9 protein-coding genes and 1 pseudogene are annotated in these 14,500 nt (G+C 65.3%); 4 read left to right on the top strand and 6 right to left on the bottom strand.

The genetic code is table 11. The annotated features are described in order from the left end of the window. The first annotated feature begins 95 nt into the window (after positions 1-95). Both metF and metH read left to right on the top strand, forming a co-directional pair. Positions 96-989, top strand: a complete 894-nt coding sequence (metF, locus tag ACUXVA_RS12325) for a methylenetetrahydrofolate reductase [NAD(P)H] (protein WP_445492402.1) — start codon at positions 96-98, stop codon at positions 987-989. Between the two features lies 1 nt (position 990). Further along, complete coding sequence (gene metH / locus ACUXVA_RS12320) at positions 991-4,878, top strand: methionine synthase (RefSeq protein ID WP_445492400.1); 3,888 nt, start codon at positions 991-993, stop codon at positions 4,876-4,878. A 23-nt stretch (positions 4,879-4,901) separates the two neighbouring features. On the opposite strand, the gene ACUXVA_RS12315 is transcribed toward metH, so the two are convergent. Beyond that, a complete protein-coding gene (locus tag ACUXVA_RS12315) occupies positions 4,902-5,318 on the bottom strand; it encodes a nuclear transport factor 2 family protein (RefSeq protein WP_445492398.1) in 417 nt (138 codons plus the stop codon). A gap of 233 nt (positions 5,319-5,551) precedes the next feature. Here ACUXVA_RS12315 and ACUXVA_RS12310 point away from each other — a divergent pair, with 233 nt between their 5' ends. Further along, positions 5,552-5,809 (top strand): hypothetical protein, encoded by a 258-nt coding sequence (locus tag ACUXVA_RS12310; RefSeq protein WP_445492396.1) that lies wholly within the window; start codon positions 5,552-5,554, stop codon positions 5,807-5,809. Positions 5,810-5,845: 36 nt separating this feature from the next. Further along, a complete protein-coding gene (locus tag ACUXVA_RS12305; protein ID WP_445492394.1) occupies positions 5,846-6,169 on the top strand; it encodes a hypothetical protein in 324 nt (107 codons plus the stop codon). 137 nt (positions 6,170-6,306) lie between these two features. Here the strand turns inward: ACUXVA_RS12305 and ligA are convergent, their stop codons facing one another. The 5 genes and pseudogenes from ligA to ftsZ all read right to left on the bottom strand — a co-directional run bounded on the left by ligA (position 6,307) and on the right by ftsZ (position 14,487). Then, on the bottom strand, positions 6,307-8,469 hold the full coding sequence (gene ligA, locus ACUXVA_RS12300) for an NAD-dependent DNA ligase LigA (RefSeq protein ID WP_445492392.1): 2,163 nt from the start codon (positions 8,467-8,469) through the stop codon (positions 6,307-6,309). 203 nt (positions 8,470-8,672) lie between these two features. After that, on the bottom strand, positions 8,673-10,343 hold the full coding sequence (gene recN / locus ACUXVA_RS12295; RefSeq protein WP_265080063.1) for a DNA repair protein RecN: 1,671 nt from the start codon (positions 10,341-10,343) through the stop codon (positions 8,673-8,675). Positions 10,344-10,356: 13 nt separating this feature from the next. Continuing rightward, a pseudogene (locus ACUXVA_RS12290) lies at positions 10,357-11,248 on the bottom strand (outer membrane protein assembly factor BamD). Between the two features lie 199 nt (positions 11,249-11,447). Next, entirely contained in the window at positions 11,448-12,401 is a 954-nt protein-coding gene (gene lpxC / locus ACUXVA_RS12285) for a UDP-3-O-acyl-N-acetylglucosamine deacetylase (RefSeq protein ID WP_265080065.1), read from the bottom strand. 340 nt (positions 12,402-12,741) lie between these two features. After that, a complete protein-coding gene (gene ftsZ / locus ACUXVA_RS12280; RefSeq protein WP_445492389.1) occupies positions 12,742-14,487 on the bottom strand; it encodes a cell division protein FtsZ in 1,746 nt (581 codons plus the stop codon). Positions 14,488-14,500: the final 13 nt, after the last annotated feature.

Raw genomic sequence — 14,500 nt, 5'->3', positions numbered from 1 at the left:
TTTAAGCCGTCCGCCCGTCCTATTATATTGCAGTGCAGCGAGCGAATTTCAGCAGACGCATGTGAAGCCGGGACAGCCCCGTGGAGTTTGGTCATATGAGCGAGACGACGCAGCCGGCGAAACTGCCCGCCATCTCCTTCGAGTTCTTCCCGCCGAAGACCGAAGAGATGGAGCGCAGCCTGTGGGAAACCATCACGCGCCTCGCGCCGCTCAACCCGAACTTCGTGTCCGTGACCTATGGCGCCGGCGGCTCGACCCGCGAGCGTACCCATTCCACCATCACCCGCATCCTCAACGAGACCGCGCTGATCCCGGCCGCGCATCTCACCTGCGTCAACGCCTCGAAGGCGGATATCGATGACGTCGTCGCGCAATATCACGCGGTGGGCGTCCGCCACATCGTGGCGCTGCGCGGCGATCCGACCACCGGCATCGGGACGCCCTATGTCGCTCATCCCGCCGGTTACCAGACTTCGGCCGACCTCGTCGCCTCCATCAAGAAGCGCTATCCCGACATTGACGTCACCGTCTCGGCCTATCCCGAGAAGCATCCGGAGAGCCTGGATTTCGACGCCGACATCGATGTGCTGAAGGCCAAGGTCGATGCCGGCGCCACCCGCGCCATCACCCAGGTGTTCTTCGACAACGACATGTACTTCCGCTACCTCGACCGCGTGCGCGCCCGCGGCATCGACATTCCGATCCTGCCGGGCATCATGCCGATGCACAATTTCAAGCAGGCGCGCAATTTCGTCACCCGCGCCGGCACCACCGTGCCGGCCTGGCTCGATGAAAAGTTCGACGGCCTCGACGACGACGCCGAGACCCGCAAGCTGGTGGCCGCGACCGTCGTCGCCGACCAGGTCCGGAAGCTCGCCAAGAACGGCATCACCGACTTCCATTTCTACACCATGAACCGCGCCGACCTCGTCTTCGCCATCAGCCATTTGCTCGGCTTCCGGCCGAACGGCGCGCAGAAAGCAGCCTGATATGACCGTTCCCGTCTCGATCAAGCGTACCGAACTTCTGAAGGCCGCCGCCGAACGCATTCTCGTGCTCGACGGCGCCATGGGCACCATGATCCAGGGCCTGCAGTTTGACGAGGCGGCATTCCGCGGCGAGCGCTACAAGGATTTTCACCGCGACCTGCGCGGGAATAACGACCTGCTCATCCTGACGCAGCCGCAGGCGATCGAGGACATTCACGCGCAATATCTGCGCGCCGGCGCCGACATCGTCGCCACCAACACCTTCTCCTCGACATCCATCGCGCAGGCCGATTACGACCTCGCCGACATCGCCTATGAGATGAGCCGCGACGGCGCCCGCCTGGCCCGCAATGCGGCCAACAAGGTTTCCGCCGAAGACGGCAAGCCGCGCTTCGTCGCCGGCGCCATCGGCCCGACCAACCGCACCGCCTCGATCTCACCCGACGTGTCCTCGCCCGGCTACCGCGCCGTGACCTTCGACGACCTGCGCATCGCCTATAGCGAGCAGATCAACGGACTGATCGACGGCGGCGCCGATCTGCTGCTGCTGGAAACCATCTTCGACACGCTGAATGCCAAGGCGGCGCTCTACGCCATCGCGGAAATCTGCGAGGCCCGCGGCATCGACATGCCCGTGATGGTCTCCGGCACCATCACCGACAAGTCCGGCCGCCTGCTCTCAGGCCAGTTGCCGGAAGCGTTCTGGAACTCGGTGCGCCATGCCAAGCCGATCACCATCGGATTCAACTGCGCGCTCGGCGCCGAAGACCTGCGCGCGCATATCGCGGATATCGGCCGGGTCGCCGATACGCTGGTCTGCGCCTATCCCAATGCCGGCCTGCCCAACGAGTTCGGGCAGTACGACGAGAGCCCGGACTATATGGCGCGGCTGATCGGCGAGTTCGCACAGTCCGGCCTCGTTAACATCGTCGGCGGCTGCTGCGGCACCACGCCGGACCACATCGCAGCGATCGCCAAGGCCGTCGCGCCCCACAAGCCGCGCGTCGTGCCGGTCATCGAACCACGGCTGCGGCTGAGCGGCCTCGAGCCGTTCGACCTCACGCCGGCCATTCCCTTCGTCAATGTCGGCGAGCGCACCAACGTCACCGGCTCCGCGAAATTCCGCAAGCTGGTCACTGCCGGCGACTATACCGCTGCGCTGCAGGTTGCGCGCGACCAGGTCGAGAACGGCGCGCAGATCATCGACGTCAACATGGACGATGGCCTGCTCGATTCCGAGCAGGCCATGATCACCTTCCTCAACCTCGTCGCCGCGGAACCGGACATCGCCCGCGTGCCTGTCATGGTCGACTCGTCCAAATTCAACGTGATCGAAGCCGGCCTGAAATGCGTTCAGGGCAAGCCGGTGGTGAACTCGATCTCGATGAAGGAAGGCGAAGCCAAGTTCATCCACGAGGCCAAGATCGCGCGCCGCCATGGCGCCGCCGTGGTGGTGATGGCGTTCGACGAGGTCGGCCAAGCCGATACGTTTGCGCGCAAGACCGAGATCTGCAAACGCGCCTACGATATCCTGGTCGGGCAGCTCGACTTCCCGCCGGAAGACATCATCTTCGATCCCAACATCTTCGCCATCGCCACCGGCCTCGAAGAACACAACAATTACGGCGTCGACTTCATCGAAGCGACGCGCTGGATCCGCCAGAACCTGCCGCACGCCCATATTTCCGGTGGCGTCTCGAATCTCTCGTTCTCGTTCCGCGGCAACGAGCCGGTGCGGGAGGCGATGCATTCGGTGTTCCTGTATCATGCCATCAAGGCCGGCATGGACATGGGCATCGTCAATGCCGGGCAGATGATCGTTTATGACGACATCGATCCCGAGCTGCGCCAGGTCTGCGAGGACGTCATCCTCAACCGCGATCCCGGCGCTTCCGAACGCCTGCTCGAACTGGCGGAGAAATTCCGCGGCCAGGGCAAGGAGGTCAAGGAGAAGGATCTCGCCTGGCGCGAATGGCCGGTGGAGAAGCGGCTCAGCCACGCGCTGGTGCACGGCATCACCGAATATATCGACGAGGACACCGAGGCGGCACGCCTCACCGTCGCGCGTCCGCTGCATGTCATCGAGGGTCCCTTGATGGCCGGCATGAATATCGTCGGCGACCTGTTCGGCGACGGCAAGATGTTCCTGCCGCAGGTGGTGAAGTCCGCCCGCGTGATGAAGCAGGCGGTGGCCTGGCTGATGCCGTTCATGGAGCAGGAGAAGGCCGACAATCTGGCCGCCGGCATCGAAGGCGATGGCCGCAAGAACGCCGGCAAGATCGTGCTCGCCACGGTCAAGGGCGACGTCCACGACATCGGCAAGAACATTGTGGGCATCGTGCTCCAGTGCAACAACTTCGAGGTGATCGATCTCGGCGTCATGGTGCCGGCCTCAAAAATCATCGAGACGGCCAAGGCCGAAAACGCCGACATCATCGGCCTGTCAGGCCTGATCACGCCGTCGCTCGACGAAATGAGCTTCCTCGCCGGCGAGCTGGAGCGCCAGGGCCTCAAGGTGCCACTGCTGATCGGCGGCGCCACCACCAGCCGCGTGCACACGGCGGTGAAGATCGACCCGAACTACAAGAGCGGGCCGGTCGTCCATGTCAACGACGCCAGCCGCGCCGTCGGCGTCGCCTCGGCGCTGATGTCCGCAGACCGCCGCGACGCCTATGCGGCGGAAATCCGCGCCGACTATGCCAAGATCTCCGCGGCGCATTTCCGCGCCCAGGCCGACAAGAAGCGGCTGAAGCTGGCCGACGCCCGTGCCAATGCCGTGGTCATCGACTTCGCCAGGACGCCGCCGAAGAAGCCGACCTTCTTCGGCACCAAGACCTTCAGCGACTATTCGCTGAAGGAGCTGGCCGACTACATCGACTGGACGCCGTTCTTCCAGACCTGGGAATTGTCCGGGCGCTATCCCGCCATACTCACCGACAAGGTGGTCGGCGAAGTGGCCACCTCGCTGTTCGCCGATGCGCAGAAGATGCTCAAGCAGATCGTCGACGAGAAGTGGTTCACGGCCAAGGCGACCGTCGGCTTCTGGCCGGCCAATGCCGACGGCGACGACATCCGCGTCTATGCCGACGAGAGCCGCAGCACGCCGATAGCCACCTTCCATACGCTGCGCCAGCAGCCGGAGAAACGCGAAGGCCGCTTCAATTCGGCACTGTCGGACTTCATCGCGCCGGCCACCTCCGGCATTCCCGACTATATCGGCGCCTTCGTGGTCACCGCGGGGATCGGCGAGGACGTCATCGCCGACAAGTTCAAGAATGCCAACGACGACTACTCATCGATCCTGTGCAAGGCGCTGGCTGACCGTCTCGCGGAAGCCTTCGCCGAGCGCATGCACCAGCGCGTGCGCCGCGAATTCTGGGCCACCGATCCGGACGAGACGCTGTCGCCCGACGAGCTGATCCTGGAAAAATACAAGGGCATCCGCCCGGCGCCGGGCTATCCGGCACAGCCCGACCACACCGAGAAGACGACTTTGTTCAGGCTGCTCGATGCCGAGGCCACCGCAGGCGTGACCTTGACCGAGAGCTTTGCCATGTGGCCGGGCTCGTCGGTGTCGGGCCTGTACTTCGGCCATCCCGAGAGCGCCTATTTCGGCGTCGGCAAGATCGAACGCGACCAGGTCGAGGACTACGCCGCGCGAAAAGGCTGGAGCGTAGCCGAGGCCGAGCGCTGGCTGGCGCCGGTGCTGAACTATATCCCGACGCGGGACCAGTCCGATCAGGACCGCCGCGTTAAGGAGGCCACCGCCCTGCCTGCCGCCACGCCGGCGCCGGCCAACGACGCGGCCCGGGAAATGGCCTCGCATCCGCCCGGCTGCAACTGCGCCGTGCACATGAAATATCGCGCCAAAGCGGTCGGCGCGAAGTAGATCGCGCACCCCGCATCTGACGTTCATTCGGCCGCGGCGGCGCCCGCCGCCGCGGTGTCGTAGAATTCGTAGAACTCCACGGCCTTGCCGTTGCGCATCCGCCAGAAATCCAGCTTGGGGGTTTTCAGCACCTTGCCGGTGCGCTTGTTGGCCCATTGGCAGGAGCCGCGCATCACGACGGCCTCGCCCTGCGCGACGAATTCATCGACCACCGCATCCACCATCTCCCATTCAGCAGCGAGACCGTCGAAATACTGGCTGAGCGCTTCGCGGCCATCATATGCGCGGGCGAAGGTCAGCGGCTCCTTTCCGTCCGCTAGCGACCCGAAACGGATGGCCGGATCGACGAGTTTCATGAAGTGGTCCGGCGCCCCCTTGCTGGCGCGCCAATTGTCGTAGGCCTCTTTCAGGACGGCAACGTTCGACGCTTCATCGGACATGGCAAACCTCCCTGTTTTCCACCAGCTCGTTCATCGCCTGCCGGCGAACGATGATAGCAGCAGCGCAACAAACCACCAGAGATTGTGCTGCGCATCGCGCCGCGAGCGCACGGCGGCATCGACCGGTCCCGACGCACCTTTCTGCCTCCTTCGCCGATCATTTGCGCCCCACGCGGAACAATGTTGTCTGTCATTGCTTGTTGCGCGCGCCTGTTGCGCCTTGAGGGAATCACATGAAGCGAACGATCATCGCGGCTGCGACCGCAGGACTGCTCGGGCTCGGCCTGATGTTTCCGGCGGTGGCAATGCCGGTGAGCCCGTTGGCGCCGACGACCACCAGCGCCAGCGACATCATCCAGGTTCGCGGCGGTCATGGTCACGGCGGCGGTCACGCCATGCGCCGCGGCGGACGCGGCCATCACCATGGCTGGCAGCGCGGACGCGGACACCATTACGGCTGGTCGCGCGGCCATCATCGCGGCTGGCGCTAAGCCACGACCATCTACAGAATCAAACCGGAGACTGACATGAAGAAGCTTATCCTCTCGATCGCAGCGGCGACCGCCCTGCTGACCACGGCGGCAGCTGCCGCGCCGCTTAGCCCCGTCGCCATCGGCGCCGAGGCTGGCGCCAGCGTCGAACAGGTGCGCATGGTGTGCGACGAATACGGCCGCTGCTATCGCACCCGCGGACCCCGCTACGGCTACGGCGGCGGTTATGGTCGTGGCTACGGTTACGGCGGCGGCTACGATCGCGGCTACCGCGGCTACAATCGCGGCTATGAGCGCCGCGGCTATTACGGCGGCGGCCCGAGCATCGGCTTCAGCTTCGGCGGCGGTCGCGGGTGGTAGCTGCAGCATCTTCGGCATTGCGCCGGACCGGAGGCCGCCCGCAGGGGCGGCCTTTTTGGTTTGAGCGATGGGACAGCGGACCGACACCGCCTGACGTCGTTCGCCGGATGTCGCGCGTTCTCGCAGCCCGCAGCGCGTTACGTCGCCTCGATCAGCGCCAGCCACTCGTCTTCGGTGAGTACTTTGACGCCGAGCTCGGTAGCCTTCTTCAGCTTCGACCCGGCGTCCTCGCCGGCCACCACATAGTCGGTCTTCTTCGACACTGAGCCGGCGACCTTGGCGCTGAGGCGTTCGGCGGCGGCCTTGGCCTCGTCGCGGGTGAACTTTGTCAATGAGCCCGTGAACACCACGGTCTTGCCGGCAATGGCGGTGTCGGACTTGGCCTGCTCGACATCGAGCACCTCGATCTCGTCGAGCAGTTCGCCGAGCGCCTTGACGTTGCGCTTCTCGGCGAAGAACTCGACCACCGCGTCAGCGACGATCTCGCCGACGCCGCCGATGTTGTTAAGATCCTGCCAGGCCTCCGAACTATTGCCCTCGGCGGTCTGCCCTGCGGCGGCGGCCAGCATGGCATCGCGAAAGGCATTGAAACTGCCGTAATGGCGCGCCAGCAGTTTCGCGTTGCCCTCGCCGATGTGGCGGATGCCGAGCGCGAAGATCAGCCGGTTGAGTTCGATCTTGCGGCGCGCGTCGATGGCGGCGAACAGGTTGCGCACCGAGACCTCGCCAAAGCCTTCGCGGTCGCGCAGCTTCTTTTCTGCGCGCGCGTCGCGCTTGGCCAAGGTAAAAATGTCGACCGGATGCATGATCAGGCCGTCGTCATAGAATTCCTGGATCTGCTTGTCGCCGAGCCCGTCGATGTCGAAGGCCAGCCGCGACACAAAATGCTTGAGCCGCTCCACCGCCTGCGCCGGACAGATCAGCGCGCCGGTGCAGCGAGTGACCACCTCGCCGTTCTCGCGGATGGCGTGGCTGCCGCAGACCGGGCATTTGGTCGGGAAGGCAAACGGCTTCGCGTCCTTTGGACGCTTCTCCATGACGACGCTGACCACCTGCGGGATCACGTCGCCGGCGCGCTGGATGACCACGGTGTCGCCTTCGCGGATATCGACGCCGTCGCGGATCGGCTGGCCGTCATTGCCGACGCCCTTGATGTAGTCCTCGTTATGCAGCGTCGCGTTCGCCACCACCACGCCGCCGACGGTGACCGGCGTCAGCCGCGCCACCGGGGTCAGCGCACCAGTGCGGCCGACCTGGATGTCGATCTTTTCCAGCACGGTCGTGGCCTGCTCCGCAGCGAACTTGTGCGCGATCGCCCAGCGCGGCGCGCGGCCGGCAAAGCCCAGCCGGGCCTGCCAGTCGATGCGGTCGACCTTGTAGACCACGCCGTCGATGTCATAGCCGAGCGACGCCCGCTCCTCGCCGATCTTGCGGTAGAATTTCAGCGCGTCCTCGACACCGTGGCACAAGGTGATCAGCGGATTGACGGTGAAACCGGCGTGATCGAGCCATTTCAACATGCCGTGCTGGGTCGGCTCGTCGATCGGATAGTCCGACATCTCGCCCCAGGCGTAGGCGAAAAATTTGAGCGGCCGCGACGCAGTGATGGCGACGTCCTTCTGGCGCAATGAGCCGGCGGCAGAATTGCGCGGATTGGCGAAGGGGTCCTCGCCTGCCTCCTCCTGACGCTTGTTGAGCGCGAGGAAGTCGCTCTTCAGCATGTAGACCTCGCCGCGCAGCTCGCAGGCCGCGGGGATGGCCTTGCCTTTCAGCCTGTTGGGGATGTCGTCGATGGTGCGGACATTGGCGGTGACGTCCTCGCCGGTAAAGCCGTCGCCGCGGGTGGCGGCGCGCACCAGCTCGCCATGCTCGTAGCGCAACGACAGCGACAGCCCGTCGATCTTCGGCTCGGCGACGATCGCCGGCACCTCGTCGATCCGGAGGAAGCGCTGGATGCGCTCGACGAATTCGGCGACCTCCTCGTCGCTGAAGGCATTGCCCAGCGACAGCATCGGCACCGCATGCTGCACCTTGGCGAAGGCGCGCGAGGGTGCGGCGCCGACGGTCAGGGTCGGCGATGAGCCGGTGACCAGCTCGGGGAATTTGGCCTCGATCGCCTCGACGCGGCGGCGCAGCGCGTCGTACTCGGCGTCGGAAATTTTGGGCGCGTCCTTTTGATAGTAGGCGACGTTGTGCGCCTCCATCTCCAGCGACAGCCGCATCAGTTCCACCTTGGCTTTGGCCTTGGTGAGGGTGGCGATGTCCGGGGGGGTGGCTTTGGACTTTGGTGTCTTGGTCATGCCTATGGATACGATGAAGTGCGCGGTGAGAAAAGACGGAGCACGAATTGGTTCCGCAATCTCCGCTGTCGTCCTCCGCGAAAGCGGGGGACCCAGTAAACGCGAACCGTGGTGATAGAGCCGCGACGCGGGCGTTTACTGGGTCGCCCGGTCCTGGCGCGCAATTGCGCGCCGGCCGGGCGCTGACAGCCGCGTGCTTAGCTTCAGGCCGCGCCTTTGAGCAACCGGTCCGCCGCTGCCCGTGCCTCCGCCGTGATCTCCGCACCCGCCAGCATCCTCGCGATCTCCTCGCGGCGGGGGTCGGCGGCCAGGGTGTTGACGCGGGTGGCGACGCGTTTGCCGCGGTCGAGGGCATCCTTCGAAATCAGCAGATGCTGGTCGGCACGGGCGGCGACCTGCGGGGCGTGGGTGACGGCCATCACCTGGACCTTACCGGCCAGCCGCGCCAGCCGCGCGCCGATGGCGTCGGCCACCGCGCCGCCGACGCCGGTGTCGATCTCGTCGAACACCAGAGTGGGCGCCGAGCCGCGATCGGACAGCACCACCTTCAAGGCCAGCAGAAAGCGCGACAGCTCGCCGCCGGAGGCCACCTTCATCAGCGGGCCGGCGCGGGTGCCGGGATTGGTCTGCACCCAGAACTCGACGCGGTCGATGCCCTGCGGACCCGGGCTCTTGGCGTCCGATTCGACCTGGGTCATGAACTTGGCGCGTTCCAGCTTGAGCGGCGCCAGTTCGGCGATGACAGCCTTGTTGAGCTTTTCGGCAGACTTGGTGCGCGCCATCGACAGCTTGGAAGCCGCCGCGGCATAGCGGCCATCGGCCTCGGCGGCGGCGCGTTCCAGCGCCTGCAGCCGGCCGGCGCCGGCATCGATGGATGCGACATCGGCCGAATACTGTTTGGCCAGCGCCGCGAGGTTGTCCACCGGGGTGGAGAATTTTCGCGAGGCAGCGCGCAGCGCGAACAGCCGCTCCTCGATTCGCTCCAGTTCGGCGGGATCGAAATCGGCCTTGATCAGCGCAGCCGTGAGGTGCTGGTCGGCCTCTTCCAGCGCGTTGATGGCGATGTCGATAGCCTTGACCGCGGGCTCCACCAGATCCGGCGCACTGCCGGCGCGGCGCTCCAGGCGGCGCACCGCGGCGGCCAAAGTGGCCACCGGCGAATGATGGCCCGAGACGGCGTCCTGCGCCTCGCGCAGGTCGGCAGAGACCTTCTCGCCCTGCATCATGCCGGTGCGGCGCTCGGCCAAAGCGGTCTCCTCGCCCTCCTTGGGCGCCAGCTTCTTCAGCTCGTCGGCGGAGTGGCGCAGATAATCGGCGTCGCGGGCGGCGCGCTCCATGTTGGCGCGGTGCTCGTCGAGCACCGACAGCGCGGCCTTGCGGGCGTCCCACAGGGTCTCCAGCGCCGCCACGTCCTTTTCCAGCCCGGCAAAGGCATCGAGCAGCCGGCGATGGGTGGCGGCGTCCACCAAAGCGCGCTCGTCGTGCTGGCCGTGGATTTCCACCAGAGCGGCGCCGACCGCTTTCAGGGTCTGCACCGATATGGCCTGGTCGTTGATGAAAGCGCGGGTGCGGCCGTCGGCCAATTGCACACGGCGCAGAATCATTTCGCCGGTGTCTTCAAACCCGTTGGCGGCGAGAATCACCGCGGCCGGGTGGCCCTTGGCGATGTCGAAGGTGGCGGTGACCTGGCCCTGCTCGACGCCATGGCGCACCAGATTGGCATCGCCACGACCGCCAAGCGCCAGCGCGAAGGCATCGAGAAGGATGGATTTGCCGGCGCCGGTCTCCCCGGTCAGCACGGCCAGACCGCGGGAAAACTCGATATCGAGCCGTTCGATCAGGACGATGTCACGGATCGAAAGACGGGCCAGCATGAGAGGTCAGTTCCTAGCCGAGGCCAAATCGCTTGAAGGCCTTACTGAGGTAAGAGCCCTTGTTCTCGCTCGGTTCGAGTCCGCCCGACTTTACAAGATTATAAGCGTCTTTGTACCATCTGCTGTCAGGAAAATTGTGGCCGAGCACTGCGGCGGCGGTCTGCGCCTCGCCGACAATGCCGATGGCCATATAGGCCTCGGTCAGCCGCATCAGGGCTTCCTCGACATGCCGGGTGGTCTGGTACTGGGTCACGACGGTCTTGAAGCGGTTGATGGCGCCGGTGTAGTTGCGCTTTTCCAGGTTGTAACGGCCGATTTCCATTTCCTTGCCGGCCAGCCTGGTCACGGGCGCCTTCCAGCTTCTTCTTGGCAGAGGTGGCATATTCCGAGGTGGGGTACTTGCGGATCACTTCCTCAAGTGCCGCCATCGCCTTCTCGGTGCGGCCCTGGTCGCGCGAGATGTCTGGAATCTGGTCGTAGTGCGAGGCGGCGATCAGGTACTGCGCATAGGCGGCATCGGGGCTGCCGGGATGCAGCGTGACGTAGCGCGTCGCCGAACCGATACAGGTGTCGTAGTCGGCCGATTCGTAGGCCGCATAGGCCGACATCAGCAGCGACTTGCGGGCCCATTCCGAATAGGGATGCTGGCGGTCGACTTCCTCGAACTTCTTCGCCGCGGCCTTCGGGTCCTTGCTCTGGTTCATGAGGTACAGGCCCTCATTGTAGAGCTTGTCGGCCGGCTCCTCGGTGTAGGTGTCGTCCTTGGTGCTGAACTTGTCCCAGATCGCACCGGTGCCGCAGCCGCTCAGCGGAACAGCCATCACCAGCAGCGACGCCAGCCGGAGCCGCTGACCGTGGAAGGCTGAGAACTTGCGCAGTCCGCGCGTGATACGCTGTGCCGACATTGATGACCTGACGCTCGTGATGCGTTGCCCGTGCCATGCGCACGATCATGGACATACCGGAACAGCGCGGCGGTCCCGAAACCAGACCATGCGCTGTTTAGCCGAATAATGTCCGTAAGTTAACCGGATACGCAGGCATTTCGCCCGGATTAAGGCGAAGGCCGGTGCAATACGGCAGGTTATGGTTACAGTGGATGATTCAGGAAACGTCCGGGCCGAAGGCCGGGGCGACCATGCCACCGAGCATTCCGCTGGCGACTTCGGCGCGCGGACGGCGGGCCGGTTCGGCTTCAACGATCTTCCAGGCCGAGCGATCGGCGATCAGAGCAGTGAGGACGGCGTGGTTGAGCTTGTGGCCGCCGCGGACCGAGCGATAGGCACCCAGCAGCGGCAGGCCGGCCAGTGCGAGGTCGCCGACCACGTCGAGCACCTTGTGGCGCACGCATTCGTCGGTATAGCGCAGGCCTTCGGCGTTCAGCAGGCGGTCATCGTCGAACACCACCGAATTCTCGAACGAAGCACCGAGCGCAAAGCCGGCGTCCCACAGGCGGGCAACGTCGTTCATGCAGCCGAAGGTGCGGGCACGACCGATGTCACGACGGAAGCTCTGCGGATTGAGATCGAGGGTGTAGGTCTGGCGGCCGATCACCGGATTGGCGAAATTGATCTCGACTTCGGCACGGAAGCCCGCAGCGTGGGGCCGCAATTCGCCGAAGGAGTCGCCCATGGCGACCTGCACGGGCTTGAGAACCTGGATGTAGCGGCGGCGCGCCGCCTGCTCGACGATGCCGGCCTGATCGATGGCGGCGACGAAGGCGGCGGCGGAGCCGTCCATGATCGGCACTTCCGGCCCGTCGACTTCGATGGTGGCGTTGTCGACGCCCATGCCGCGCAAAGCTGCGAGAATATGTTCGGCGGTGGAGACCAGCGGGCCGTCGCGATCGCCGAGCACGGTGGCGAATTCGGTGGAGATGACGGATTTGGCGTCGGCGTGAACTTCGCGGTCGGGGCCTTCGAGGCCGGTGCGGATGAAGATGAAACCAGAGTCGACGGGGGCAGGTCCGATAGTCAGGCTGGCAGGGGAACCGGAATGAACGCCGACGCCCGTGACGGTGGCCTGCGACCAGAGCGTTGTTTGCCGACTAAATTTCATTCGTAACCACCCACTGATGACCCACTCGAATTCGAGCCAAACCGGTATCCGGCGATCGCCTTCAAGTGTCCCCGAGTCGGATTGACCATACCGACTGCCACAAAGTGCGCCAACTCACGCTTTTTTACCGATTGTTACCCAACCTCTGCCGCAATCGCGCCAAGCGTTTACCTAACTTGCCGCCGGTTTTGCACTTTTTGCACCGCCGAGCAACATAGAAAACGTCTCTTTATCTATTAAAATCAGGCACTTAATATTTCACTCTGTATCGACGTCGCCAAAAGCAAAGGTCCCGGCTGATGCAGCCGGGACCTCGCGGTCGTCACGATTGTAACAAATCTCAGTTCGACTGGCGGCGCAGGAAGGCCGGGATATCGAGATGGTCGTCACCCTGTGGCGCCGGAGCAACAGGTGCCGGACGGCCGTGGCTGTCGAGGCCCTGCGGCGCGGGGCGTCGGGCATATTCCGATACCGGATCCTGGCCCATCTGCTCAGCGACGCTGCGCTGCGGCTTGCGTTCCGGCAGCGGCGGCATCGGGGCCATGGCAGGAGCCGCGGCGCGGCCGGCCAGTGGCGGCTCGGATTCGTCGTCGCGACGACCGAGACCGACATTGGCCAAGCGCTGCAGCAGCGACATCCGGACCTTCTGCGGATGATCCTCGTCCGATTCGCCGCGGGACTGGCAGATCTCGTTCTGCGCGGTCATCGGCAATTCGTCGAACTTCGGCATCCGCGGCGCGCGCACCGGGGCACGTTCGGCGGGCTGCGGGATGAACTGCTCGGGAACGGCGGGCTCCGGCGCTTCCGCGCGCGGCGCTTCGCGCTCCGGGAACAGCGACGGCTTCTGCGCGATCGGGCGCACCGTCACGTCACCGTAGGAGGCTGGCTGGGACGAGACCTGAGCGACCGGCCGGTTGGCCTCGGGTGCAACCGCGGCGGCGATCGCTGCCAGGGCTGCACGTTCATGGTTGCTGGCGGCCGGGCGCTGTTCAGGAGCGGGAGCCGGTGCAGCCGGACGTGGTGCATCGGTCTTCTGCGCGGTGGTCGCGACGGCGCGCTGGTTGTCGGCGCGCAGGCGTGCAGTGAGCTCGGCCAGACGGTTGTCCGGGGCGCCCGGCGCAGCGACCGCAGCGGTTGCGGCAGCAGCCGGACCCGCGGCATTGCGGGCCAGCAGTGTCTGGTCGATGCCGGTGGCGACCACGGAGACGCGGATCACGCCATCGAGGGTCTCGTCGAAGGTCGCGCCGACAATGATGTTGGCGTCCTGATCGACTTCCTCGCGGATGCGGGTAGCAGCTTCGTCGACCTCGAACAAAGTCAGGTCCTTGCCGCCGGTGATCGAGATCAGCAGGCCACGGGCGCCCTTCATCGAGGAATCGTCGATCAGCGGGTTGGCGATCGCGGCTTCCGCGGCGGTCAGCGCGCGCTTCTCGCCGGTGGCTTCGCCGGTGCCCATCATCGCCTTGCCCATTTCGCGCATCACGGCGCGGACGTCGGCGAAGTCGAGGTTGATCAGGCCTTCCTTGACCATCAGGTCGGTAATGCAGGCGACGCCCGAGTAGAGCACCTGGTCGGCCATCGCGAAGGCGTCGGCAAAGGTGGTCTTCTCGTTGGCGACCCGGAACAGGTTCTGGTTCGGGATGATCAGCAGCGTGTCGACCACCTTGTGCAGCTCGGCAATGCCGGCCTCCGCAGTGCGCATGCGGCGCTGGCCTTCGAAGTGGAACGGTTTGGTGACCACGCCGACGGTGAGGATGCCCATGTCGCGCGCGGTCTTGGCGATCACCGGGGCTGCACCGGTGCCGGTGCCGCCGCCCATGCCGCAGGTCACGAACACCATGTTGGCGCCCGAGAGGTGATCGCGAATCTCGTCAATGACTTCCTGTGCGGCGGCGGCGCCGACGTCAGGCTGCGAACCGGCGCCAAGGCCCTGGGTCACGACCGTGCCCATCTGCACGATGCGCTGGGCCTTCGACATGGTGAGCGCCTGCGCGTCGGTGTTGGCGACGACGAAATCGACGCCCATCAGACCGGCGGTGATCATGTTGTTGACGGCATTGCCGCCGGCGCCGCCGACGCCGAACACGGTGATGCGGGGC

It is taken from the genome of Rhodopseudomonas sp. RCAM05734 (genome assembly GCF_052658035.1).
This window is presented reverse-complemented; position numbering and strand designations above follow the sequence as displayed.

Coding starts and splice junctions, on each gene's coding strand:
- metF (WP_445492402.1), top strand. CDS start 96: ATGAGCGAGACGACGCAGCCGGCGAAACTGCCCGCCATCTCCTTCGAG.
- metH (WP_445492400.1), top strand. CDS start 991: ATGACCGTTCCCGTCTCGATCAAGCGTACCGAACTTCTGAAGGCCGCC.
- ACUXVA_RS12315 (WP_445492398.1), bottom strand. CDS start 5,318: ATGTCCGATGAAGCGTCGAACGTTGCCGTCCTGAAAGAGGCCTACGAC.
- ACUXVA_RS12310 (WP_445492396.1), top strand. CDS start 5,552: ATGAAGCGAACGATCATCGCGGCTGCGACCGCAGGACTGCTCGGGCTC.
- ACUXVA_RS12305 (WP_445492394.1), top strand. CDS start 5,846: ATGAAGAAGCTTATCCTCTCGATCGCAGCGGCGACCGCCCTGCTGACC.
- ligA (WP_445492392.1), bottom strand. CDS start 8,469: ATGACCAAGACACCAAAGTCCAAAGCCACCCCCCCGGACATCGCCACC.
- recN (WP_265080063.1), bottom strand. CDS start 10,343: ATGCTGGCCCGTCTTTCGATCCGTGACATCGTCCTGATCGAACGGCTC.
- lpxC (WP_265080065.1), bottom strand. CDS start 12,401: ATGAAATTTAGTCGGCAAACAACGCTCTGGTCGCAGGCCACCGTCACG.